This is a genomic window from Croceibacterium segetis (genome assembly GCF_011320115.1).
Taxonomy (GTDB): domain Bacteria; phylum Pseudomonadota; class Alphaproteobacteria; order Sphingomonadales; family Sphingomonadaceae; genus Croceibacterium_B; species Croceibacterium_B segetis.
In genome coordinates this window covers 55,188-77,470 of sequence record NZ_JAANOZ010000005.1, presented here as the reverse complement: position 1 = coordinate 77,470, position 22,283 = coordinate 55,188, and the positions used below count along the sequence as shown (strand labels likewise).

Below are 22,283 nucleotides of genomic sequence, written 5' to 3'. Positions count from 1 at the left end.
CCGATAGATTCAGCCGCCCCGGCGGTCAAAGCCTGCGTGGTGTTTCACGTGAAACCGAAGGTTCGCCGGATAGAGCAGATCACTTGCCGATGCAGAACCGCCCGAACAGCGCATCGAGCATGTCCTCGGTCGCCGCGCGACCGACCAGCCGATCGAAAGCCCCCCGGGCGTCACGCAAGTACTCGGCGATGACAAGCGGGTCGCGATCCAAGGCGGCGCCGGCCAGAGCATCTGCTGCCGCGCCGATCAGCTCGCGCTGCCGGCGGCCCAGGGCCAGCTCTCCAGGCTTGGGGAGTGTCCTCCTCGCATGGTCGACCAACGCTCGCTTGAGTTCCTTCATTCCGGCGCCGGTCAGGGCGGAAACCCGGTGTGCGGGAGCTTCCTTGCCAAGCCGCTCCGCCATGTCGCAGCGCGCCTCGATTTCCCACGCGCTCGCGGGAGCTTGCCCTTCCGGCCCGAGCCAGAGCACGCAATCGGCCGCTTCTATTTCCTGCCGCGCGCGCGCGATACCGATGCCTTCGATGGCGTCCGTGGTCTCGTCGCGCAGCCCGGCCATGTCGACAAAGGTGAACGGAACTCCTGCGATCGCCACCGGGCGGACAAGAACATCGCGCGTAGTTCCGGCGATCGGCGTGATGATGGCCGCTTCTGACCCTACCAAGATATTGAATAACGTCGATTTTCCAGAATTTGGCGGGCCTGCCAGGGCGACCCGAAACCCGTCGCGCAGCACCTCAGCGCTCGGAGCCGCGAGCGCCTGTCGAAGATCGACGGACATGGCATCAAGTTCGGCGAAGAAGCCATTGTCGAGGCCGGCGATATCGCCTTCATCGTCGAAATCGAGCGCCGCCTCGACCCGCGCCGACAGCGCCAGCACTCGATCGCGCCAGCCCTCGACCTTGCGCGACAGCGATCCGCCGGCGATGCCGAGCGCCGCGCGGCGCTGCAGCTCGGTCTCCGCGGCAACCAGATCGGCGAGGCCTTCGACCTGGAGTAGGTCAACCTGCCCGTTGGTGAACGCCCGGCGGGTGAACTCGCCCGGTTCGGCGAGGCGTAAGCCATCGATCGTCCTGAGCTCGGTATAGACTGCATCGACGATTGCCCGCCCGCCGTGCAGCTGCAGCTCAGCGCAATCCTCGCCGGTTTCGGATTTCGGTCCGGGAAACCATAGCACCAGAGCCTGGTCGAGCAGCGAGCCGTCGGCCGCACGCAAGCTGGCGAGTTTGGCCTCGCGAGGCTTGGGTAGTTTACCGATGAGATGGACCAGCGCGTCGCCGGCCCGTGGCCCACTGATCCGAACAACCGCGATCGCCGCCGGGGGAGCGCCGCTGGAGAGCGCGAAAATCGTGTCCATGGCGGCTGCGGTGCGATCCTACTGGTCGGCCTTGGGCGGTTCCGAGTCGCGATTCGCAGCGCTGTTCTTGGCCGCCCCTTCGACGAAGCTCTGGAAGATCTTGAGGCCCATCTGCCCCATTGGCGCAAGCTGCTTGGCGTACTGATCGAGCTGGTCGATGTTCGACACGCCCTTCATCGCCTTGGCGATCGTGTCGACATAGACCGCATTCGCCTTCTCGACGTCGGGCAAGCCCATGAAGCGGCGAGCTTCATCGGGCGAACAGTCGATCTCGATATGGACCTTCATCGTGCGTCCTTTCGCCAAAAGCGCCGCCCTCCCTTGCGGAACGCGCGCCGATACGTAGCGTATGAGCGAAGCATACGCGGGAGGATCCTATATGAGCGAGACCGTCAGCATTTCCACCCTTGGCAGTGACCAGAGGTTCGATTGCTATCTCGCGCGGCCCGCGGGCAAGCCCCGTGCGGCGATCGTGGTGATCCAGGAAATCTTCGGGGTGAACGCCGGCATCCGCCGCAAATGCGACAGGCTCGCCGCGGAAGGCTACCTCGCGCTGGCACCCGACTTGTTCTGCCGCCTGGAGCCCAACGTCGAACTCGATCCGGATATCGGCGAGGAGCTCCAGAAGGCTTTTGGGCTCATGGGCCAGTTCGACCAGGACGAGGGGGTGCGCGATATCGAGGCGACGATCCGCTACGCGCGCAATTCCGAGGGGTGCGCCAAGGTCGGCGTGGTCGGCTACTGCCTCGGCGGGCGGCTCGCGTTCATGGCCGCGGCGCGCACCGATACCGACACCAGCGTCGGCTATTACGCGGTCGGCATCGACAACTTGCTGCGCGAGAAGCACGCCATCGCCAACCCACTGATGCTGCATATCGCCGGCGCCGACCACTTCGTGACCCCTGACGTGCAGAGGGCGATGCACGAGGGGCTCGACGATCATCCCAAGGTCACGCTGTGCGACTACCCGGGCCTCGACCACGGCTTCGCTACCGAAATCGGCCAACGGCGCAATGAAGCGGGGGCAACGCTCGCCGACAAGCGCACGGCCGAGTTCTTCGCGCAGCACCTCGGCTGATGCGCTTCCGCGTCTTCGCGCTGATACTGATCGCCCCTGCATCCGCCGCGCATGCCTACGAACCAGAGATTCGCGACGGCGAGACGCTGGTGACGCGCGTCGACGGCGACCTCGACGGCGACGGCATGGCCGACACCGCCTGGATCACCAGCAGCGAGGACAAGCGCGAGCTGGTCGTGCATCTGACCGACGGCGCCACCGAAGCGCTGACGCTCGACACGACACCGCTTGGGCCGGGCACGCTGGCGATCAAGGGCGGCGTGCTGCTGTTCGAGGATCTCACCGGCGGCACCACGGCAATCGCCGCGACCCGGCGCTACCGCTTCGACAAAAACGAGATCCGCATGCGCCTGATCGGCTACGACGCGACGTTCTACAGCCGCACCGAAGCGCACAACGGGTTCGAGGTCAGCTGGAACCTCGTCACCGGCGCGGCGATCACCCGCACGATGCAGCTCAACCGCAGCGGCAAGGGCGACGCCGAGTTCAACCGCATCGACGAGCACAGGCAAGTCAGGCGCAGCCGCCGGGTATGGTTGTCGGAGACGCCTTCGCCGGAGGACCTGATCGAGCAGTTCCGCGGGGCCTGAGCCCCGCGGCGCTGTTACTGGTTCATCGTCGCGAAGAAGTCCTCGTTGGTCTTGGAATCCTTCATCTTGTCGAGGAGGAATTCCATCGCGTCGACGGTGCCCATCTGCATCAGGATGCGGCGCAGGACCCACATCTTGGAGAGCTGGTCTTTGGGCACGAGCAGCTCTTCCTTGCGGGTGCCGGACTTGCCGACGTCGAGCGAGGGGAAGATGCGCTTGTCGGAAACCTTGCGGTCGAGGACGATTTCCGAGTTGCCGGTGCCCTTGAACTCTTCGAAGATGACCTCGTCCATGCGGCTGCCGGTGTCGATCAGCGCGGTGGCGATGATCGACAGGCTCCCGCCCTCCTCGATGTTGCGCGCCGCGCCGAAGAAGCGCTTCGGGCGCTGCAGCGCGTTGGCGTCGACACCACCGGTGAGCACCTTGCCCGAGCTCGGCACCACGGTGTTGTAGGCGCGGCCGAGACGGGTAATCGAATCGAGCAGGATCACCACGTCCTTCTTGTGCTCAACTAGGCGCTTGGCCTTCTCGATGACCATCTCGGCCACCTGGACGTGCCGGCTGGCGGGCTCGTCGAAGGTCGAGGAGATGACCTCACCCTTGACCGAGCGCTGCATGTCGGTGACTTCCTCGGGCCGTTCGTCGACCAGCAGGACGATCAGGAACACCTCGGGGTGGTTGTCGGTGATCGCCTTGGCGATGTTCTGCATCAGCACGGTCTTGCCGGTGCGCGGCGGGGCGACGATCAGCGCGCGCTGGCCTTTGCCCTGCGGGGCGATCAGGTCGATCACCCGGGCCGACTTGTCCTTGACCGTCGGGTCCTTGGTGTCGAGGTTGAGGCGCTCGTCGGGGTACAGCGGCGTCAGGTTGTCGAAGTTGGTGCGGTGGCGGACCGCGTCGGGATCGTCGTAGTTGACGGTCTGGATCTTGGTCAGCGCAAAGTAGCGCTCGCCGTCCTTGGGCGCGCGGATCTCGCCTTCGACGGTGTCGCCGGTGCGTAGGCCCGACCGGCGGACCTGGTTCGGCGAAACGTAGATGTCGTCGGGCCCGGCGAGGTAGTTCGCCTCGGGGCTGCGCAGGAAGCCGAAGCCGTCCTGCAGCACTTCGATCGTGCCCTGGCCGATGATCTCCTCGCCGTCCTCGGCGACTTCCTTGAGAATCGCGAACATGAGATCCTGCCGGCGCATCGTCGACGCGCCCTCGATCTCGTATTCCTCGGCCATCTCGACCAGCTCGGCCGGCGCCCGTTTCTTGAGTTCTTTCAAATGCATGGTGGTATTCCAATATTCTAGTGGGAGCCGACGGGTCTGTCTGGGCTTGGGGAAAGCTAACCCGGCCGCTCAGAAAGCGCGGCCTAGTCGGTATGCTTGAAATAGGGGGCGGCCGTGTGGCCGTCAATTCGCAATCGGCGGCGGGGCGCACCGCCGGGCCGCAAATCAGAACGGCTTGACCACCACCAGCACAACGATGATCGCAACGAGGATCCCCGGCACCTCGTTGAGAATCCGCAAGCGCTTGCCGTCGAGCAGCCGCTCGCCGCGAGCGAGCTTCTTGGCGTAAGCGGAAAGCCAGCCGTGATAGCCGGAGAGGACCAGCACGAAGAGCAACTTGGCGTGCAGCCAGCCCTGGTCCCACGCGCCGATCGCACTCGCCAGCGCGATACCGAAGACCCATACCGCGATGATCGACGGCAGCAGGATGATCTTGAGCAGCTTGCGCTCGCGCTCGACCCACACTTCGGCCTCGGGCGAGCCTGGGGCGGCTTCCTGGTGGTAGACGAAATAGCGCGGGAGCATGAACAGCCCGGCCATCCAGAAGATCGCGAAGATCACGTGGCCGGCCTTGAGCCAGAGATAGATCATCGAAAGCACGTCCTGCATGGCGGGGGTTTAGGGGATCGGGCGGCGCGCGTCATCCTGTGCCGCGCACCACTTCGAGCAAGCGTTCGACATGGACGATCGGGGTTTCCTTGTCGATCCCGTGGCCGAGGTTGAACACGTGCGGGCGGCCGGCAAACGCGTCGAGGATCCAGCGCGCCCGTTGCTCGAGCTCCCGGCCGCCGGCGAGCAGCAGCAGAGGATCGAGATTGCCCTGCACCGGCAGTCCGGGAGGCAATTCGCGCATCGCCCACAGCGGATCGATGGTCTCATCGAGCCCGACCGCATCGACGCCGGTCTCGCGAGCGTAAGCGACGAGCTTTGACCCCGCGCCTTTCGGAAAGCCTATCACCGGTACGCCCGGATGGCGGCCGCGAATGGCATCGACGATGGCCGAGTTGGGGGCGACAACCCAGCGCTCGAACTGGTCGGGCGCCAGGCTGCCGGCCCAACTGTCGAACAATTGTACCGCCTCGGCGCCGGCGGCGATCTGGCCCGAGAGATAATCGATCGTAAACGCGACGATGGCATCGACGATCGCCTGAAATGCGCCCGCGTCACGGTAGGCGAGCGCTCGCGCCAGGTGCTGGTCGCGGCTGCCTTCGCCGGCGACCATGTACGTTGCCACGGTCCACGGGCTGCCAGCAAAACCCAGCAGGGTCGTCTCCGGGCCAAGCTGATCACGCACCAGCGAAACCGTCCGGTAGATCGGCTGGAGCCGCTCAGGGACCGCCTGCAGGCGGTCCAGCGCCACGTCGACCAGCCGGGGCCCCAGCTGTGGTCCTTCACCTGCGAGGAACGCCAGGTCTTGCCCCATTGCGTGAGGCACGATGAGGATATCCGAGAACAGGATCGCACCGTCGAAACCGAAGCGGCGGACCGGCTGCAGAGTGATCTCCGCCGCGGCCGCGCTGTCATAGACGAGCTCGAGGAAACCGCCCTTCTCGGCCCGCAACTCGCGGTATTCGGGCAGGTATCGGCCCGCCTGGCGCATCAGCCAGATCGGCCGCCGGGCACTCGCGTTTCCCCGCAACGTTTCGAGAAGGAGACCGGGCATTCGATCGAGTCCAATCCAAAACAAGAAATATATTTAAAAGATTGTTGGAGTCTGTTGGGCCTGTGGATTTCGGGGATTGCGCGCCCTGCCCGATTTCTGCCGGGCTGAACAGGCCCTGGCCCCGGTGCGACTCCGCGCCCCTGCGCGTCAAGCGCTGCTTTTCCCCACTGTCCCCAACCTGTCGAGAATTCGCTCCACCTGTCCGCAACCTTGCGGGGCGCGGGCCGCTAGTGGGGGCGGAATACGCTGCCGAACTTGTCCGCCATTCCCTCCCGTGGTTTATGCGGGTTGTTGTCCACATGACCCGGCTCCATCTCCACCTCCTTTCGGACTCGACCGGCGAGACGCTCGAGATGATCGCCAAGGCGGCTCTCGCCCAGTTCGACGACGCCGAGGTAATCCGCCATTTCTGGCCGATGGTGCGCAGCCAGCAGCACCTCGACCGGATCGTGGGCGAGCTGGCAACCAACCCCGGGCTGGTTCTGCACACTCTCGTCAATGCCGAGATTCGCGTGCGGCTCGAGGAACGCTGCCGCGTGCTCGGCCTCCCCCACGTGCCGGTGCTCGATGCCGTCACCACCGCGCTCGAGGATCGCCTCGGCGAGGCCGCCAAGGGCCGCCCCGGCCGCCAGCACGCGATGGACGAGGCCTATTTCGCCCGTGTCGACGCGATCCAGTTCACCATCGCCCACGACGACGGCGCCGGATGGGAGAACTGGGAGGAAGCCGACATCGTCCTTGCCGGGGTTTCGCGCACCTCGAAGACCCCGACCAGCATCTACCTCGCCAACCGCGGCTACAAGGTTGCCAATATTCCGCTGGTGGTCGAGAGTCCGCCCCCTGCGTTCCTGTTCGAGCTGCAACAACCGCTGGTTGTCGGGCTGACCACCGCGCCCAAGCGGCTGATCGAGATTCGCCGCAATCGGCTGCTGTCGCTCAATCAGACGACCGACACCGCTTATGTCGACGAGGAGAAGGTCGAGAGCGAAGTGGCGTTCGCCCGGCGCATGTTCGCCGACCGCGGCTGGCCGGTGATCGATGTCACCCGCCGTTCGATCGAGGAAACCGCGGCGGGAATCATGCGCCTGCTGGCCGAACGCGACACGGTTACCGACGGCGTCGAAACGGGATTGAAGCCAATATGATCATACTTGCTTCGAAGAGCGCCTCGCGCCGGACGATGCTCGGCGCCGCCGGGGTCGAATTCGAGCTGCGTCCGGCGGCGATCGACGAACGCGCCCTCGAGGCAGAGCTTGGCGATGCCGACCCGGCAACCGTCGCAATGGCGCTCGCCGAAGCCAAGGCCCTCTCGGTCGAAGGCCGCGGGCGGCCCGTCCTGGGGAGCGATTCGGTGGTCTCGGTCGGCGGCCGCCGCTTCAACAAGCCCGCCAGCCGAACGCAGGCGGCCGAACACCTGCAGTTCTTCTCCGGCAAGCGGATGGAGCTGCACTCCGCGGCGGCGATCGCGGTCGGCGGACACTTGCGCTGGAGCGATGTCGCCCGTGCCACGCTGCAGGTACGCGAGTTGTCGGACGACTTCATCGAGCGCTACCTCGTCGCCGAATGGCCCGAGGTCGGCCAGTGCGTCGGTGTGTTCCGCATCGAATCGTTAGGCGTGCAGCTGTTCGAGAGCATCGAAGGCGACATGTTCACCGTGCTCGGCATGCCGCTGTTGCCGGTGCTCGGCGCGCTGCGCGAGCTCGAGGAACTGCCGGCGTGACCGAATACGCCGAGGTTATCGGCGATCCGATCGCGCAATCGAAGTCGCCGGCAATCCACGGCTACTGGATCGGCAAGCTCGGGCTCGATGCCGAGTACCGCGCCTGCCACGTCGCGGCCGATGGCCTAGCGGGCTACCTGTCCAGCCGCCGGGAGGACCCCTACTGGCGCGGTTGCAACGTCACCATGCCGCACAAGCAGGCGATCGTGCCCTTGCTCGACCGGCTCGAAATCGGCGCCGAGCTGATCGGAGCGGTCAACACGGTTACCGTGCGACGCGGCGAGATGCTGGTCGGAAGCAATACCGACGGCGCTGGATTTCTCGAGCCGCTACGCCCGATGCTCGAGAAAGAGCACCTGTTCCGCACGGCCCGCGTTCTCGGAACCGGCGGCGCGGCCAGGGCGATCGTTGCCGCCCTCGCCGAACAAGGGGTGGTCGTCGTCCTCGCTGGCCGCGATCCGGCCAAGGCCCGCGCCTTGCTCGACGAGATCGACCCCGAGGGCGAGCATCACGCGGTCGATATCGCCCACTTCGCCGAGGCGACCGATTTCGCCTTCGACGACCGCGAGGGCTGCTTCGATCTGATCGTCAACGCCAGCCCGCTGGGCATGGCCGGGCAGCCGCCGCTGCGTTTCGATTTCACCCACGCCCCGCCGGGCAGCGTAGTCTACGACATCGTGACGCATCCGGTGGAGACCGAGTTCCTCAAACAGGCGCGCGCGGCCGGCTTCCGCACAATCGACGGCCTGTCGATGCTCATCGGCCAGGCGGCGGTCGCGTTCGAGAAGTTCTTTGGCGTCGCGCCACCGCGCGAAGACGGCGACGCCGAACTGCGCGCCCTGCTGACATCATGACGAGACCGCTGGTCTTAGGCCTGACCGGCTCGATCGGCATGGGCAAGTCGACCGTGGCGGCGATGTTCGAGGGGCTCGGCGTGCCGGTGTTCGACGCCGACCGCGAAGTACGGCGCATGCAAGGGCCCGGCGGCGCGCTGCTGCAGGCGATCGAGGCCGCTTTCCCCGGCACGACGGGTGCCCACGGCGTCGACCGGCCGGCGCTCGGCGCCCGGGTGTTCGGCAACGCCGCGGCGCTCGCCCGGCTCGAGGCCATCGTCCATCCGGCGGTCCGCGCCGCGCGCGAAGCCTTCCTGCTCGAGCACGCCGGCGCACCGCTGGTGGTGTTCGACATCCCGCTGCTGTTCGAGAAGGGCGGCGTCGACGAAGTCGACAAGGTTCTGGTCGTATCGGCGGGGCCGGAGGTCCAGCGCGCCCGCGTGCTCGCCCGCGAAAACATGACTCCCGAGCGCTTCGCCGAGATCCTCGCCCTGCAACTGCCCGACGAGGAGAAGCGCGCTCGGGCCGACTACCTGATCGACACCGGCCGGCCGCTGGCGGAGACCGAGAGCGAGGTCCGGGCCCTGGTGGAGAAGCTCAAGTCGGCGTGATCGCGCCCTTGCCAGCGGCGCCGGCAAGTCCGATAGTCGGCTCGATGCGGGAGATCGTATTCGACACCGAAACCACCGGGCTTGACCCCAGGTCGGGCGACCGAATGGTCGAGATCGGCTGCATCGAGCTGGTCAATCGCGTGCCCACCGGGCGCACTTTCCACGCCTATTTCAATCCCGACCGGCCGATGCCGATCGAGGCCGAACAGGTCCACGGCCTCGGCGACGCCTTCCTGGCCGACAAGCCGCGCTTCCACGAAGGCGTGCTCGACCTGCTCGAGTTCCTGGCCGATTCGCCGCTCGTCGCGCACAACGCGCAGTTCGATTTCGGCTTCCTCAATTGCGAGCTCGGCGCCTGCGGTCATCCCGAGGTTTCGCTCGAACGGATGATCGACACCCTGGCGATCGCCCGCCGGCGCCATCCCGGCGCCAAGCATTCGCTCGACTCTCTGTGCACCCGCTACGGCATCGACCGCAGCCACCGCGTGCGCCACGGCGCGCTGCTCGATGCCGAGCTGCTCGCGCAAGTCTATGTCGAGCTCACCGGCGGGCGCCAGATCGGCCTTGAGCTGGCCGCGCAGCACACCGAGACGGTGATCGAGATCGCCGCCTTCGCCCCTACCCGCCGCGAATTCCGCGCACCCCGCCCCCATGCCGCCAGCGCCGAGGAGCTGGCGCGGCACAAAGCCTTTGTCGAAACGTTGGAATCTCCGCTCTGGACCAGCTAATCGCGGCCCGCTCCGGAGCGTGGATCAACCCAGGCAGGAGACCCCCGAAACATGGAAATCCGCGTGTCCGGCCATCAGGTCGATACAGGTTCGGCGCTGCAGGAACGCGCTGCCGAACGCCTCAACGGAATCGTCGAGAAATATTTCAGCCGCGCGATGTCTTCCCAGGTCACTTTCGGGAAGGCGCCGACCCAGGCCTTCGCCTGCGACATCGTCATGCACGTCAACAACGGCCTGGTGCTCAAGTCCCACGCCCAGGCACATGACGCCAACCAGTCGCTCGACCAGGCGGCCGACAAGATCGAGAAGCAACTGCGGCGCTACAAGCGCCGGTTGAAGGACCACCATGAGCAGGCGACTCATGCGGCCCAGCAGGAAGATGCCGCCTACACCGTGTTCGCCCCCAGCGAGCCCGAAGCCGAAGAGGCGCCCGAAGCGCTGCCGGTGATCGCCGAAACGCGCACCGACATTCCCGAGGTCAGCGTGTCCGACGCGGTGATGATGCTCGATTTGCGGCACACCCCCGCGCTGTTCTTCAAAAATGCTGGAACCGGGCGCCACAATATGGTCTACCGCCGCGCCGATGGCTCGATCGGCTGGGTCGAGCCGTCCTGAAGCGGCCGGACGGGCCGCCACCCACGCCTTAATTTGGACGGCTTTTGCGAAGAATGGGCGCTGTGCCCGCGCATGCCATCGAAAGCCGTTCCACTGATTCATCCGGGATTTCAATGAACGCTCATTTCCTGCTCGATCCTTCGGCTGTCGAAATCGTTTCGGCCAAGTCCAAGCAATCGATTCTCGAACTCCTCGCCCAGCGCTTCGCGCAAAGCTACGGCCTCGACGCCGCGCTCGTGCTCGACCGTCTGCAGGAGCGCGAAAGCCTCGGCAGCACCGGGTTCGGCCGCGGCGTGGCGATTCCGCACGCCCGCGTCGACGGACTGCGACGCCCGGTCGCGGCGCTGCTCAAGCTTGAGGAGCCGGTCGATTTCGCCGCCGCCGACGCGCTGCCGGTGGACCTGGTGTTCGGCCTCGTCTCGCCCGAGACCAGCGGCGTCGGGCATCTCCATGCGCTGGCGGCCATCTCGCGGCTGGTGCGCGACGAACGGGTGCACGACGCGCTCAGCGAAGCGCCCGACGCCGAAGCGCTCTACGGCCTGCTTGCGAATGCCGCCGACCGCGACGCCGCCTGAGGCGGACGCAAGCGGCGCGGCGCTCCACTTCGCGGCGCTCGAAGCGCTCTACGCCTCGGCGCCGGTCAACTCGCTGTTCGAGTCGCGCCTGACGATCACCGGCGAAGGCCGTTCGCGAATCGACTTCACCGTCGACGAACGGTTCCATCACGCGGCGGATGCGGCGCACGGCACGATCTATTTCAAGATGCTCGACGACGCGGCGTTCTACGCCGCCAATTCGCTGGTCACCGACCGCTTCCTGCTGACGACCGCGTTCAACCTGCTGTTCACCAAGCCGATTCGCAGCGGACCGGTGGTGGCCGAGGGGCGCTGGATCAGCGGCCGCCGGCGGGTGTTCGTCGCCGAAGCACGGCTGATCGATGCCGGGGGCGAGGAGATCGGCCGCGGCACCGGCACGTTCATGCGCTCGCGAATCGCCTTGTCGAGCCTGCCTGGCTACCGCGCCTGAAATGGAAGCGCGCATCCCGACCCACCTCGAAGTGAGCGGACTGCTGCGCGCGGTCGAGGCCGCCGGGGGGTTCGCTACGGTCATCGCCAAGGGCGAGCGCGACGCGGGCACTATTCTCGTAATATGTTGTGAAAACGGCAGGAATGGCCGCGCCTACGAACGCATGCCGCGTCCCGACGGAACCCGCGGGTGGATGCTCGCCAGGACCGAGAATCCGGAAAATCCCCTGGAATTCGGCGAATACCTCGACCGCCGCAGGCGCCAGGACAGCGATTTGTGGATCGTTGAACTGGACATCCCGGATGCAGAACGGTTCATCGAATAGACCGGAACCCTGAATTGACTCTCTATGCTGCAGTCGCGAAATGCGCGGCACTTCCACAGCGCGAGTTGATCCAGGACGGCATTGAGGCCGGGGGGATCACGAAGCGTCAGACGGGGAGTGGCCGGCAGGCCACGGATCGGGTCGCATAAGCCTAGCGATCACGGCCTGCGCAGGCGCTCACCGCCTTAAGTGACGAATTAATGCAATTTTCGAGCTTCCGCGGCGCGGTAACCGCCGTCGCGATGATGTTTGTCAGCCTGTGCGGCGCTGCTCCCAGCGCCGCCTGGGCCGAAGCCCCGGCCATCGTGCCGGTTGTTCAGGCAGCCACTCCGGCAACCGCCGTTCCCGCTTCCGCTCTGAGCGGCAGTGCGTGGATCGCCCAGGGAACGGTGACCGCTCCCGCCGCGCCGCAGTCCGCCGCCGCGCCGGCCCCGGTCGCCATGGCGATCGCTACCGGTGCCCTTCATGTTGCGTCGCTCTCGCAGCTGGTCGGCGACATGCCGATCCAGAGCGAGCTGACGGACGATCTCAAGTGCCTGGCGCAGGCGGTTTATTTCGAAGCGCGGGGAGAGCCGATGGAAGGCCAGCTGGCGGTCGCCGAAGTGGTTATCAACCGCGCCCGGTCGGGCATCTACCCCGACAACTATTGCGACGTGATCACCCAGCCGGCGCAGTTCTCGTTCGTCCGTCGCGGCCGAATTCCCGACGCCGACGAGACCTCCGCAGCCTGGCAGCGCGCCGAAGCGATCGCCGAGATCGCGCAGCAAAACCTGTGGCAGAGCAAGGCGTCCAACGCGCTCTATTTCCACGCGACCTACGTGCGCCCGAGCTGGGCCCACCAGAAAGTCCAGCTGGCGCAGATCGACACCCACATCTTCTATCGCTGATCAGCCGTCGGCGATCTCGACCCATACCGGCGCGTGATCGCTGGCCTTTTCGCGCCCACGATGGTCCTTGTCGACGCCCGCCGCGGTTAGCCGGTCGGCGGCTTCGGGCGAGAGCAGCAAGTGGTCGATGCGAAATCCGTGGTCGCGCTGCCATGCGCCGGCCTGGTAATCCCAGTACGTCCACACTCCCCCGCGTGGATTGAACGTTGCCAGCGCGTCGGTCCACCCGTCGCCCAGAATGCGCGCATAGGCCGCGCGCGATTCGGGCTGCATCAGCGCGTCGCTGGCCATCGCCGCGGGCGACCACACATCGCGGTCTTCGGGAATCACGTTGAAGTCGCCGACCACCACCGTCGGCCGCTCGCGCGCGAGTAGTTCACCCAGCCGCACGCGCAGGCGCTCCATCCATGCGAGCTTGTAGTCGAACTTCGGCCCGGGGTGCGGGTTACCGTTGGGCAGGTAGAGATTGACCACGCGCACCCCGCGGACGTCGGCTTCGATGAAGCGCGCCTGCTCGTCGGCCGGGTCGCCGGGAAGGCCGTGAATTACCTCGAGCGGATCCTCCCCATCGACCAGGATGGCGACGCCGTTGAAGCCCTTCTGCCCGTGCCAGGTGGGGCGGTAACCGATCGCCTCGAAGTCGCCGGCCGGGAAATCGGCGTCCTGGCACTTGATCTCCTGGAGGCAGGCGACGGCCGGGCGCGTTTCCTCAAGCCATTCGAGCAGGCGCTCACGCCGCGCGCGGATTCCATTGATGTTGAAGCTGGCGATCCGCACGAAGGCGGACCTTAGACTCCGAAGCTGGAACCGCAACCGCATCCGGCAGTCGCGTTCGGATTCTCCACCTTAAACGCCGCTCCGCCGAGCGATTCGACAAAATCCACCGTGCTGCCGGCGACCAGGTCGAGGCTGACGGGGTCGACAACCAGACGCACGCCGTCGGTCTCGCTCACCGAATCGCCCTGCTCGGCCTCGTCGGCCAGATCGAACTTGTACTGGAAACCCGAGCAGCCGCCGCCTTCGACCGTCAGCCGAAGGATGGCCGGCTTGCCCTGGCGCTCGGCGATCGAGCCCACGCGCCTGGCGGCGGCGGGCGAAAGGGTAAGGGCGGTACTCATGCGGCCGATGTAGGGTTTGCGAGGGCCCGTCTCAAGCGGTCTGGATATATTGCCGCATGTGCTCGGCTTCGGCGCTGATCTCGTCGATCCGCGCTTTGACGATGTCGCCGATCGAGATGAAGGCGATCATTGCGCCGCCGCGCATGACCGGGAGGTGGCGAATCCGCCGCCGGGTCATCAGCTCGAGCGCCTCGATGAAGCTCGCCTCAGGTGCGATGGTCACCGCCGGCGAGGTCATGACCTCGCCGACCTGCTCGTCGAGGCACAGCGCGCCCTCTTCGGCCAGGCGATAGAGCACGTCCCGCTCGGAGAAGATCCCGGCGACTTGCCCGCCTTGCATTACCGGCATGGCGCCGATGCGCCTCTCGGCGAGCAGCTGGACGGCCTGGCGCACGGTAGCGCCCGCCGGGCAAGTGACGATTTCGTTCGGATCGCGCGAAGCGATAAGCCGGGCGATGTCCATGACATTCTCTCCCATGTCTCGGACTGCGAATTGTATCACCATTCCGGGCAAGGAGCGAATCTTTGCCGCGCCGGCGTTGTCAGCCTCGCTCCAAGTCGCCATCTGGCAGGAATGAACCAGCCCCGCCCCTCTCCGCTCGACCAGCCGGCCACCTCCGCCCACGCCTGGGCGCGCTATCGGCGGCTGATGCTCGGCATGTCCATCCTGACGCTGGTCGTGATCGTTGCCGCGCTTGGGGTGCTTTACTCGCTGGGTGCGCTCGTCTCGATCCATTTCGTCATCGCGACCGTCCTCGGGGTCGGCATCGCCATGATGCTGATGGCCGCACTGATGGGGCTGGTCTTCCTGTCGAGCGGAACCGGCCACGACGAATCGATCGATGACCGGCTCGGCGGGGATGATTAGTCCGCGCCGCGGAGACGGAAGTCCTCGACCGGCACGCCGCCAACGAGGTGCTCCTGAATGATCCGTTCGAGGACGTCCTCGGTGCACGAGTGATACCAGACGCGGTCCGGCCAGACGACCGCCACCGGCCCAGCGGCGCAGATTTGCAGGCAATCGGCCTTGGTCCGCTGCACGCCGCCGCCGTTGTTGGTCCGGGGCCCGACGAGGCCGAGTTCCTTGAGCCGGCGCTTGAGATACTTCCACGAACGCTCGCCGACCTCGCGGCGGCAGCATTCGCCTTTGTCGGACATCGCGCAGATGAAGATGTGGCGCTGCAGGCCTTCGCCGCCGATCTTGCTAAGCGCGGCCTCGGCGCGGGTCAGTTCTTCCGCGTCGGGAATGGACCCTCAGCCCTTCTTGCCGGCGATGCGGGCGATCTCGGCCTGGACCATCCGATCGACGATCGCCGGCAGGTGGGTCTCGAGCCATTGTGCCAGCATCGGGCGAAGCATGTCGCGCACCAGCCCTTCGAGCGAGGTTTCGCCCGAGCGGACGATCTGCGGCTGTGCGCCCGGCTCGGCGAGCATCGCCAGCGCGGCTAGCGATTCGCGCATCGCCCCGGCGGTGCGCTCGGTGGTCAGGCGCGGAGAAAGCTCCTCGCTTCCGCCGCGCTCATTGAGCTCGGCGGCTTCCCCCAGTTCAAAGATTCCGTCGTCGTCGTCAGGCTCGTCACCGGCCTCGATGAGCATTTCGGTGCCGACACCCACGGATTCGCGATGTCGCCGTTCGACCTGAGCGGTTTCGCGGTTGTCGCGGGCGATCACCCGCTTAATCGACTCGAGTATTTCTTCGACCGAAGGTTCACCCTGCTGCCGCATTTGAAGATCCTGCTGGCTGCTCCTGCGCCGGGATTGTCGCGTCCTGCGGCGGGATGTCAACGGTGCGGGTCGAGTGAGTCACCGGGTCCTTGTCATGCGACCAGTCCCAGACGTTGTTCTTCACGCGGTCGTAATTGACCACCGGATCGTACAGCGGGCCCTGGTCCTCGAGACCGAGATCGCGCGCCTCGGCGCGGCCCATCGCGGCCAGCAGCGAGAAACCGGCGACGTACGCGTTGCGCCGCGCCGTGACGAGCTGGACTTGCGCCTGAAGCAGCTCCTGCTCGGCGTTGAGGATGTCTAGGATCTGCCGCGTGCCGACCGTCTGCTCGGCGCGAGTGCCTTCGAGGCTCAGCTCGGCTGCGGCAACTGCCGTCTGCGTCGAGGCGATGATCTCGTTCGAGGCCTGCCACGCGGCGTAGGCGGCGCGGACCTGCTGCACCACGCTGCGCTCGGTGGCGACAACCTGTTCGATCGCCTGCGATTCGCGGCTCTGGGCCTGGCGCTCTTGCGCCGCGGGCTTGCCGCCCTGGTACAGCGGAATGGTGATCTGGGCCCCGGCCTGGGCCGTGGTGGTGAAGTTCTTGACCGCCCCCGGGATCAGGCTGGAGCCGGCGGAGCCGAGGTAATCGGTCCCATTTCCATTGACGAACAGGTTTACGCGCGGCAGCCGGGCAGCGCCCGCGGCCGCGGTGTCGAAGCCTGCCGCGTCGGCGTTCTCCTGCGCGGCGATGAGATCGGGGTTGTTCTTGGTGGCGACGGTGACCGCCTCGGTCACCGAGCCCGGCAACCCGGGCAGCGGCGGCGGCGGGGCGAGGTTCTCGGGCGCCTTGCCGACCAGCTGGATGTAGCGCTCGCGCGCCGAGATCAGATTCGACTGGGCAGTGCGCAGATCGCCTTGCGCGAGGGCCAACCGGGCTTCCGACTGGGCCACGTCGGTGCGGGTGAGCGAGCCGATCTCGAACTGGTCCCGCGTTGACTCGAGGTTGACCGTAAGCACGTTGACGTTGTTCGTGTTGAGCCCGACCACCGCCTCCTGCAGGATCACGTCCATGTAGGCGGCGGTGACCTGGCTGAACAGCGAGCTTTCGCTGCCGCGCAGGCTGGCCCGCCCGGCGAGATCGCGCGTTTCGGCGCCGTGGATACCGTTCCTGACCGCACCGCCCTGGTAAATCGGCACGGTCAGGCTCACCTGGCCGGTCGCCGAACGCTCCGGGGAGACGAATGAGTTGCCCGAGCTCTGCTTGAGATATTCGGTATAGGTCCCGTTGGCACTGAGCGAAGGCAACCCCGCCGCGCGCTGGATCGGCACGTTCTCGTCGGTGGCGCGCTGTTGCGCCCGCGCCGCCTCGAGCGTCGGGTTCGTGCGGTAGGCGCCGTTGAGCGCGTCCTTGAGCGTGTCGGCCGCAGCCGGCGCAGTCGCCGTGAGGCACGCGCCCGCCAGCAGGCTGATCCGCAAACCCCTGAGCAGCATGGTCAGAAGCTCCATTCCCTCTTGGCGGCGAACTCCGGCAGGACCGGAATGCCGATCTCCGCGAGCGGCACCAACGCCACCTCGCCGGCCGCCTTGCGCCCGGCAGCCAGACGGGTGAGGCCGTTCTTCAGCAGGCCGCAAACCACGCGTGCGCCCTGGTCCAGGCGTTGAGCCAGGCTGTCAGGAAATTGCTCGATGGCGCCGTCGATCAACAACAGGGTGAAATCGCCGCGCTTGCGGGTCGCGGTCACCGCGTCGGCGGGAGCGACCACTTCGAGCGAGCCGACCAGCGGCCGCAGCAGGGCGGCGAGATAGCCGCTCCCCCCGTCGACCAGCAGCGCCTTGTCGGCAGGCGTGGGACGGGCTTCCTGCAGCATCATGCCGTGGACCAGCGGCGCGGCGAGGTAGCGCCCGCCGCCGAGATCGATCGCGCGGTCCATGTAGGCGACGCCGCGGGCGCCGGCGGGGACGAAGTCTTCGCGCGGCACTTCGCCCATCCGCGCGAGGACATAGGCGGCATTGACCCCGCTCGTGCGCAACTGGCTGACGAGCATGGCCTGGCGGGCGGCGGCCTGGCCGCCGGCTGGGGGACGATCTTCGACGATGGTCACTTCGGCAGTCTCTTGTCCGTCTTGTCGGTGGCGCCTTAGGGCCTGCGGCGGCCCCGGGCAATGGTAGGCGTTGTCGCAAATGGTTGCAGGCAAAGGCGTGTTGCGCTCCTGCCGCAGGCTTTGACCATAGCCGCCGGACGCGCCTATGGGGCGGCGTTTCGACCGGCAGGAGGGTTCGCTCGATGAGCGACATGGTGACGATCCGCGAGGACGACCTGATCGACAGCGTCGCCGACGCGCTGCAGTTCATCTCGTACTATCACCCGATGGATTACATCCGCGCGCTCGGCGGCGCCTACGAAGCCGAGCAGGGGCCGGCGGCGAAGGACGCCATCGCGCAGATTCTCACCAACAGCCGGATGTGCGCCGAGGGCCACCGGCCGATCTGCCAGGACACCGGCATCGTCAACGTGCTCGTCAAATGGGGGCAGGATTGCCGGCTGGAATCGCGCCGCAGCTTGCAGGACGTCGTCGATGAGGGCGTCCGCCGGGCCTACACGCTGCCGGAGAACAAGCTTCGCGCCTCGGTCCTCGCCGATCCGGCGTTCACTCGCCGCAACACCCGGGACAACACGCCGTGCGTCCTGTCGGTCGAGATGGTCCCTGGGCGGACGGTAAGCATCGACGTCGCCGCGAAAGGCGGGGGCAGCGAGAACAAGTCGAAATTCAGGATGATGAACCCGAGCGACAATGTCGTCGACTGGGTGCTGGAGATGATCCCGCAGATGGGCGCCGGCTGGTGTCCGCCCGGGATGCTCGGGATCGGCATCGGCGGCACCGCCGAACACTGTATGAACTTGGCGAAGAAGAGCCTGATGGAGCCGATCGACATGGCCCAGCTCAAGGCGCGAGGCCCGCGAACCGACATCGAGAAGCTGCGCATCGAGATCTTCGACAAGGTGAATGCCCTCGGCGTCGGCGCGCAGGGCCTCGGCGGGCTGGCGACGGTGCTCGACGTGAAGATCCTCGACTGGCCGTGCCACGCCGCGGGAAAGCCGGTGGCAATGATTCCCAACTGCGCAGCGACGCGTCACGCGCACTTCACGCTCGACGGCTCGGGGCCGAGCTATCTCGAAGCGCCGAAGCTCGACGAATGGCCGGATGTGCACTGGAAGCCCGACGTCGCGGCGAAGCGGGTCGATCTCGGCAACCTGACGCCGGAGGAGGTCGCGAGCTGGCAAGCCGGCGACCGGCTGCTGCTCAGCGGCGCGATGCTCACCGGGCGCGACGCGGCGCACAAGCGGATCAGGGACATGCTCGAAAGGGGCGAGGTCCTTCCGGTGAGCTTCGAGGGCCGGGCGATCTACTACGTCGGGCCGGTCGACCCGGCGATGGGCGAGGTCGTCGGTCCGGCCGGCCCCACCACGGCCACCCGGATGGACATGTTCACCGACACGATGCTCGGGCTCGGCCTGCTGGCGATGATCGGCAAGGCCGAGCGCGGGCAAGGCGCGGTGCAGGCCATCGCCCGCCACAAGGTCGCCTACCTGATGGCCGTCGGCGGCGCCGCCTACCTCGTCAGCCGGGCGGTCAAGCAGGCTAGGGTCGTCGCGTTCGAGGATCTCGGCATGGAAGCGATTTACGAGTTCACCGTTGAGGACATGCCGGTGACGGTCGCGGTCGACAGCCAGGGCAACAACGTCCACACTCTGGCCCCGGCCGAGTGGCGCGAGAAAATCGCCCGCGAGGGGCTGCTTTCGGGCGCTTGATTGCGCCTGAAACCAATCGACCAAGCGCCGACCGCGTCCGACATCGGCGCTGGCGAAATCGGGCCCGCCCGGGCTATGGCGGGGCGATGGACAACGAACTTGTCGAGCCGCATCCCGCGCGCGTGCCGTTCACCACGGTGCTCGCCTCGATCGTCGGCCTGTGGCTGTGTTACTTCCTGCTCGTCACGCTCCGCTCGGAGCTGCTCGACCTGGGGTTCGAGCAGGAAATGCTCTGGCGCCGCGCGCTTGCCAGCCTCGCGGGCGTGGCGATCATGATCGGGCTATGGCTGGTGCTGCGGTTATTCGACACCCGGCCGCTGTGGGCCAAGATCGCCGCGGCCTTGCTGCTGTCGTTGCCGGTCGCGGTGATGCTCGCTGAAGCCAACCAGATGGCCTTCAAGTCGATCGAGGAGCGGGTCTACAAGCGCATGGGGGCGCAGGAAGGCCTGGTCGTCCGTCGCGACGCCTCGGGCGACTTGCTGGTCGACGCGGCGATTCCGGGGATGTCGGACGCCAATGGGCGGCCGCGCTCGGTCACGGTCGATCGCTACAGCGCCTGGGAAAGCATCATCGAAATCGCCTTCGGGCGCTATTTCATGTCGCTCGCCTGGTGCGCGCTGTACCTCGCGCTGCTGACGGGCGAGAAAGCGCGCGCGGCCGAGCGGCGGGAAGGGGCTTTCCGCCGCGCCGCGAAGGCGGCCGAGCTGCGCAGCTTGCGCTACCAGGTCAATCCGCACTTCCTGTTCAACACCTTCAATTCGCTCTCGGCGCTGGTCCTGACCGGCAAGACGGCGGCGGCCGAGCGGATGATCCAGACGATCTCCACCTTCTACCGCCGCAGCCTGGCCGACGACCCGACTTCGGACGTGCCGCTGCGCGAGGAGTTCGCCCTGCAAAAGCTCTATCTCGACATCGAGACGGTGCGCTTCCCCGACCGGCTCAAGGCCGACTACGACCTGCCGGATTCGCTGGCCGGCGCGCTGGTCCCCGGCATGATCCTGCAGCCACTGGTCGAGAACTCGGTCAAGCACGCGGTCGCCCCGGCCTCGCGCAAGGTGACGATCACGCTCTCGGCGCGCGAAGAATACGGCCGCCTGGTCGTCACTGTGGCCGACGACGGCGGCGCGGCGCGCGACGGCGCCCGGCCGCGCGAAGGCTTCGGCATCGGTCTCGGCAATGTCCACGACCGGTTGGCGGCGCGCTTCGGTGACGAGGCCAGCGTGGTTTCCGGACCGACCGCGAATGGCTATGCGACGCAGATCCGCATTCCGCTCATCGGTGAAGCGAGGCATGCGGCATGAGCGACGAGGCTGCTGTGCCGCTGCGCACTTTGATCGTCGACGACGAGCCGCTGGCGATCGAGCGTATGCAGGTGCTCTGCGCGGAGCTCGACTCGCTGTCGGTAGTCGGCACCGCCAGTGACGGCGAAGCCGCGCTGCGGCTCGCCGCCAAGCTCGATCCCGACCTCGTGCTGCTCGACATGACTATGCCCGGGATGGACGGCCTTGCCGTCGCCCGCGAGCTTGGCCACGCGAGCGCACCGCCGGCGGTGATCTTCATCACCGCGCATGAAGATTTCGCAGTCGAGGCGTTCGATCTCGACGCGATCGATTACGTGCTCAAGCCGGTCGGGCGCGAACGGCTTGAGCGCGCCGTCGATCGGGTGCTGTCGCGACGCGGCTTGCGCCGCGAGGGCGGCGGCCGCTGGCTGCGCGAATTCTGGGTGCCGCATCGCTCGGAGCTGCTGCGGATCGACGCCAGCCAGGTTGAACGCATCGACGCCGAGCGCGACTACGTACGGCTTCACGTCGGCCAGGCCGACGGCGAGGGGCGCAGCTACCTTCTGTTGCAGACGATCGCCGGGCTCGAAGCCAAGCTCGACCCGGAGCAGTTTATTCGCATCCACCGCTCGACGATCCTGCGGCGCGACCAGATTCGCGGCCTGCGGCACGAAGGCCTCGGAGTGTGGTCGGTCGAGCTTGCGGGGGGCGAGACCTTGCGCATCGGGCGAACCTACTTGCGCAAGGTCAAGGCGATGGCCGGCCGGTGATGCAAAAGGGCGCCCTCGAAGGGGCGCCCTTGCTCGGCTGCTTTGTCGGGCTATCGAGCCGCGACGGCAACGCCGGTCTTGGCGTCGTGATCCGACAGGATCGAGGCGACGCGAGCCTTGAGCTGCTTGCTCGTGCTTTCGTAGCAGTAGCGCTCCTTGCCGTGGAGCTTCTGCGATGCGTCGCTGCCGCCGCAGATCTGGCGCGCGGCCTGGTCGTAACGGGCGGCGAGCTCCGCGCGGCCGGCGTCGGTCGACAGGTCGAGGTCGCTGTAGCTCACCGAAGCCTGCCCGCTGGGAGCCGCAGCAGCAGGCGCCGTCGTCGCGGAAAGCAGCGCTGCGCTCAAAGTGGCGGCGAGGATGGCGGAATGGGTATTCATCATGTTTCTCCTCTGGCATCGGGTGCGCCGCGGTTCGTTGGGACTGGGGGCGAACCGCGGCGCCACTTGAGGAATAGGCCGCGCGGGACGAGTAAATCGCGCCTCCTTCGACCAGAGAACCGTTTGTTTCGACAAGCGATTCAACCGTCCGACGAACAGCCATCGCCGGCCGTCGAAAAGCGATTTGGCATTTCCCCGTGCCCGCCCCAAGTAAGGAGGCATGACAGCGCTCCTCTTCACCTTCCTGCTCGGAGTGCTGAATTTCGGCCTGCACAAGGCGGTTCTCGAAAGCCGCCATCCGCTGCTCGGGCGAATGCCGTGGTTCGTTCACCTGCTCGGCGGACGGGGGAGCCTGGTGATCGAATTCCTGCTCCTGCTCGGCGCGATGCTGCTGGTCGGCACTGGCAATCCCGGATGGGTCTGGGCTTACGCCGGCTACTCGCTGCTCAACGCCGTGGCCGCGTGGCTTATCCTCACGCGGCGAGTGTAGAGCGGGGCCGGAACCGCGCATGCGGCCG

General features: G+C 66.8%; 30 protein-coding genes. 17 read left to right on the top strand and 13 right to left on the bottom strand.

Annotated features, from left to right (window positions below; genetic code table 11):
* Positions 1–79: 79 nt before the first annotated feature.
* Positions 80–1,354 (bottom strand): tRNA uridine-5-carboxymethylaminomethyl(34) synthesis GTPase MnmE, encoded by a 1,275-nt coding sequence (mnmE, locus tag G7B69_RS07410; RefSeq protein WP_166177721.1) that lies wholly within the window; start codon positions 1,352–1,354, stop codon positions 80–82.
* Between the two features lie 18 nt (positions 1,355–1,372).
* Entirely contained in the window at positions 1,373–1,642 is a 270-nt protein-coding gene (locus G7B69_RS07405) for a DUF6489 family protein (RefSeq protein ID WP_166177720.1), read from the bottom strand.
* Between the two features lie 91 nt (positions 1,643–1,733).
* Here G7B69_RS07405 and G7B69_RS07400 point away from each other — a divergent pair, with 91 nt between their 5' ends.
* Both G7B69_RS07400 and G7B69_RS07395 read left to right on the top strand, forming a co-directional pair.
* On the top strand, positions 1,734–2,432 hold the full coding sequence (locus G7B69_RS07400) for a dienelactone hydrolase family protein (protein WP_166177719.1): 699 nt from the start codon (positions 1,734–1,736) through the stop codon (positions 2,430–2,432).
* Entirely contained in the window at positions 2,432–3,022 is a 591-nt protein-coding gene (locus G7B69_RS07395; protein ID WP_166177718.1) for a hypothetical protein, read from the top strand. Before G7B69_RS07400 ends, G7B69_RS07395 begins: the two co-directional genes overlap by 1 nt.
* 14 nt (positions 3,023–3,036) lie before the next feature.
* Here the strand turns inward: G7B69_RS07395 and rho are convergent, their stop codons facing one another.
* The 3 genes from rho to hemE form a co-directional block, all read right to left on the bottom strand.
* A complete protein-coding gene (gene rho, locus G7B69_RS07390; RefSeq protein ID WP_166177717.1) occupies positions 3,037–4,293 on the bottom strand; it encodes a transcription termination factor Rho in 1,257 nt (418 codons plus the stop codon).
* 165 nt (positions 4,294–4,458) lie between these two features.
* Positions 4,459–4,902: a CopD family protein gene (locus G7B69_RS07385; RefSeq protein WP_166177716.1), complete on the bottom strand. Its 444-nt coding sequence runs from the start codon at positions 4,900–4,902 to the stop codon at positions 4,459–4,461.
* Positions 4,903–4,933: 31 nt separating this feature from the next.
* Complete coding sequence (gene hemE, locus G7B69_RS07380; protein ID WP_166177715.1) at positions 4,934–5,956, bottom strand: uroporphyrinogen decarboxylase; 1,023 nt, start codon at positions 5,954–5,956, stop codon at positions 4,934–4,936.
* Between the two features lie 299 nt (positions 5,957–6,255).
* Between hemE and G7B69_RS07375 the strand changes: the two genes are divergently transcribed.
* The 10 genes from G7B69_RS07375 to G7B69_RS07330 all read left to right on the top strand — a co-directional run bounded on the left by G7B69_RS07375 (position 6,256) and on the right by G7B69_RS07330 (position 12,701).
* On the top strand, positions 6,256–7,101 hold the full coding sequence (locus tag G7B69_RS07375) for a pyruvate, water dikinase regulatory protein (protein WP_166177714.1): 846 nt from the start codon (positions 6,256–6,258) through the stop codon (positions 7,099–7,101).
* Positions 7,098–7,676 carry a Maf family protein gene (locus G7B69_RS07370; RefSeq protein WP_166177713.1) on the top strand — a complete coding sequence of 193 codons (579 nt, stop codon included), beginning with the start codon at positions 7,098–7,100 and terminating at the stop codon, positions 7,674–7,676. The genes G7B69_RS07375 and G7B69_RS07370 overlap by 4 nt, the downstream gene beginning before the upstream one ends.
* Positions 7,673–8,530: a shikimate dehydrogenase gene (aroE, locus tag G7B69_RS07365; protein ID WP_166177712.1), complete on the top strand. Its 858-nt coding sequence runs from the start codon at positions 7,673–7,675 to the stop codon at positions 8,528–8,530. Before G7B69_RS07370 ends, aroE begins: the two co-directional genes overlap by 4 nt.
* On the top strand, positions 8,527–9,120 hold the full coding sequence (coaE, locus tag G7B69_RS07360) for a dephospho-CoA kinase (RefSeq protein WP_166177711.1): 594 nt from the start codon (positions 8,527–8,529) through the stop codon (positions 9,118–9,120). Before aroE ends, coaE begins: the two co-directional genes overlap by 4 nt.
* Positions 9,121–9,164: 44 nt before the next feature.
* Positions 9,165–9,848 (top strand): DNA polymerase III subunit epsilon, encoded by a 684-nt coding sequence (gene dnaQ, locus G7B69_RS07355; RefSeq protein WP_166177710.1) that lies wholly within the window; start codon positions 9,165–9,167, stop codon positions 9,846–9,848.
* 51 nt (positions 9,849–9,899) lie between these two features.
* The gene (gene hpf / locus G7B69_RS07350; protein ID WP_166177709.1) at positions 9,900–10,463 is read left to right on the top strand and encodes a ribosome hibernation-promoting factor, HPF/YfiA family; all 564 of its coding nucleotides are present in this window, start codon (positions 9,900–9,902) and stop codon (positions 10,461–10,463) included.
* A 113-nt stretch (positions 10,464–10,576) separates the two neighbouring features.
* Positions 10,577–11,038, top strand: coding sequence for a PTS sugar transporter subunit IIA (locus G7B69_RS07345; protein WP_166177708.1), 462 nt, complete (start codon positions 10,577–10,579; stop codon positions 11,036–11,038).
* Positions 11,013–11,489, top strand: a complete 477-nt coding sequence (locus G7B69_RS07340) for a PaaI family thioesterase (protein WP_166177707.1) — start codon at positions 11,013–11,015, stop codon at positions 11,487–11,489. The genes G7B69_RS07345 and G7B69_RS07340 overlap by 26 nt, the downstream gene beginning before the upstream one ends.
* A 1-nt stretch (position 11,490) precedes the next feature.
* A complete protein-coding gene (locus G7B69_RS07335) occupies positions 11,491–11,814 on the top strand; it encodes a DUF1491 family protein (protein ID WP_166177706.1) in 324 nt (107 codons plus the stop codon).
* Between the two features lie 200 nt (positions 11,815–12,014).
* Positions 12,015–12,701, top strand: a complete 687-nt coding sequence (locus tag G7B69_RS07330; RefSeq protein WP_166177705.1) for a cell wall hydrolase — start codon at positions 12,015–12,017, stop codon at positions 12,699–12,701.
* Here the strand turns inward: G7B69_RS07330 and xth are convergent, their stop codons facing one another.
* Genes xth through G7B69_RS07315 form a run of 3 tightly spaced genes read right to left on the bottom strand, consistent with a single transcriptional unit; the run spans position 12,702 to position 14,297 of the window.
* A complete protein-coding gene (gene xth / locus G7B69_RS07325) occupies positions 12,702–13,478 on the bottom strand; it encodes an exodeoxyribonuclease III (RefSeq protein ID WP_207785974.1) in 777 nt (258 codons plus the stop codon).
* Positions 13,479–13,489: 11 nt separating this feature from the next.
* Positions 13,490–13,819, bottom strand: coding sequence for an iron-sulfur cluster insertion protein ErpA (gene erpA, locus G7B69_RS07320; RefSeq protein WP_166177703.1), 330 nt, complete (start codon positions 13,817–13,819; stop codon positions 13,490–13,492).
* Positions 13,820–13,850: 31 nt separating this feature from the next.
* Entirely contained in the window at positions 13,851–14,297 is a 447-nt protein-coding gene (locus tag G7B69_RS07315; RefSeq protein WP_341479171.1) for a CBS domain-containing protein, read from the bottom strand.
* 96 nt (positions 14,298–14,393) lie between these two features.
* Here G7B69_RS07315 and G7B69_RS07310 point away from each other — a divergent pair, with 96 nt between their 5' ends.
* On the top strand, positions 14,394–14,687 hold the full coding sequence (locus G7B69_RS07310) for a hypothetical protein (protein ID WP_166177702.1): 294 nt from the start codon (positions 14,394–14,396) through the stop codon (positions 14,685–14,687).
* Here the strand turns inward: G7B69_RS07310 and G7B69_RS07305 are convergent.
* From G7B69_RS07305 to G7B69_RS07290, 4 genes are read right to left on the bottom strand one after another with little or no spacing between them, the layout of a single operon-like run.
* Complete coding sequence (locus tag G7B69_RS07305; RefSeq protein ID WP_166178092.1) at positions 14,684–15,067, bottom strand: (2Fe-2S) ferredoxin domain-containing protein; 384 nt, start codon at positions 15,065–15,067, stop codon at positions 14,684–14,686. The genes G7B69_RS07310 and G7B69_RS07305 overlap by 4 nt on opposite strands.
* 6 nt (positions 15,068–15,073) lie before the next feature.
* Positions 15,074–15,544: a DUF2497 domain-containing protein gene (locus tag G7B69_RS07300; protein ID WP_166177701.1), complete on the bottom strand. Its 471-nt coding sequence runs from the start codon at positions 15,542–15,544 to the stop codon at positions 15,074–15,076.
* Positions 15,528–17,033 carry a TolC family outer membrane protein gene (locus G7B69_RS07295; RefSeq protein ID WP_166177700.1) on the bottom strand — a complete coding sequence of 502 codons (1,506 nt, stop codon included), beginning with the start codon at positions 17,031–17,033 and terminating at the stop codon, positions 15,528–15,530. Before G7B69_RS07295 ends, G7B69_RS07300 begins: the two co-directional genes overlap by 17 nt.
* Complete coding sequence (locus G7B69_RS07290) at positions 17,021–17,629, bottom strand: protein-L-isoaspartate O-methyltransferase family protein (RefSeq protein WP_243415065.1); 609 nt, start codon at positions 17,627–17,629, stop codon at positions 17,021–17,023. The genes G7B69_RS07295 and G7B69_RS07290 overlap by 13 nt, the downstream gene beginning before the upstream one ends.
* A 182-nt stretch (positions 17,630–17,811) precedes the next feature.
* Between G7B69_RS07290 and G7B69_RS07285 the strand changes: the two genes are divergently transcribed.
* The 3 genes from G7B69_RS07285 to G7B69_RS07275 all read left to right on the top strand — a co-directional run bounded on the left by G7B69_RS07285 (position 17,812) and on the right by G7B69_RS07275 (position 21,388).
* Positions 17,812–19,338: a fumarate hydratase gene (locus G7B69_RS07285; protein WP_166177699.1), complete on the top strand. Its 1,527-nt coding sequence runs from the start codon at positions 17,812–17,814 to the stop codon at positions 19,336–19,338.
* Between the two features lie 86 nt (positions 19,339–19,424).
* A complete protein-coding gene (locus tag G7B69_RS07280) occupies positions 19,425–20,639 on the top strand; it encodes a sensor histidine kinase (protein ID WP_166177698.1) in 1,215 nt (404 codons plus the stop codon).
* Positions 20,636–21,388, top strand: coding sequence for a LytR/AlgR family response regulator transcription factor (locus tag G7B69_RS07275; RefSeq protein WP_166177696.1), 753 nt, complete (start codon positions 20,636–20,638; stop codon positions 21,386–21,388). Before G7B69_RS07280 ends, G7B69_RS07275 begins: the two co-directional genes overlap by 4 nt.
* A gap of 50 nt (positions 21,389–21,438) precedes the next feature.
* Here G7B69_RS07275 and G7B69_RS07270 read toward each other — a convergent pair whose 3' ends face one another.
* Positions 21,439–21,765 (bottom strand): UrcA family protein, encoded by a 327-nt coding sequence (locus G7B69_RS07270; RefSeq protein WP_166177694.1) that lies wholly within the window; start codon positions 21,763–21,765, stop codon positions 21,439–21,441.
* Positions 21,766–21,985: 220 nt separating this feature from the next.
* Here G7B69_RS07270 and G7B69_RS07265 point away from each other — a divergent pair, with 220 nt between their 5' ends.
* Positions 21,986–22,255 (top strand): hypothetical protein, encoded by a 270-nt coding sequence (locus tag G7B69_RS07265; protein WP_166177692.1) that lies wholly within the window; start codon positions 21,986–21,988, stop codon positions 22,253–22,255.
* Positions 22,256–22,283 lie beyond the last annotated feature (28 nt).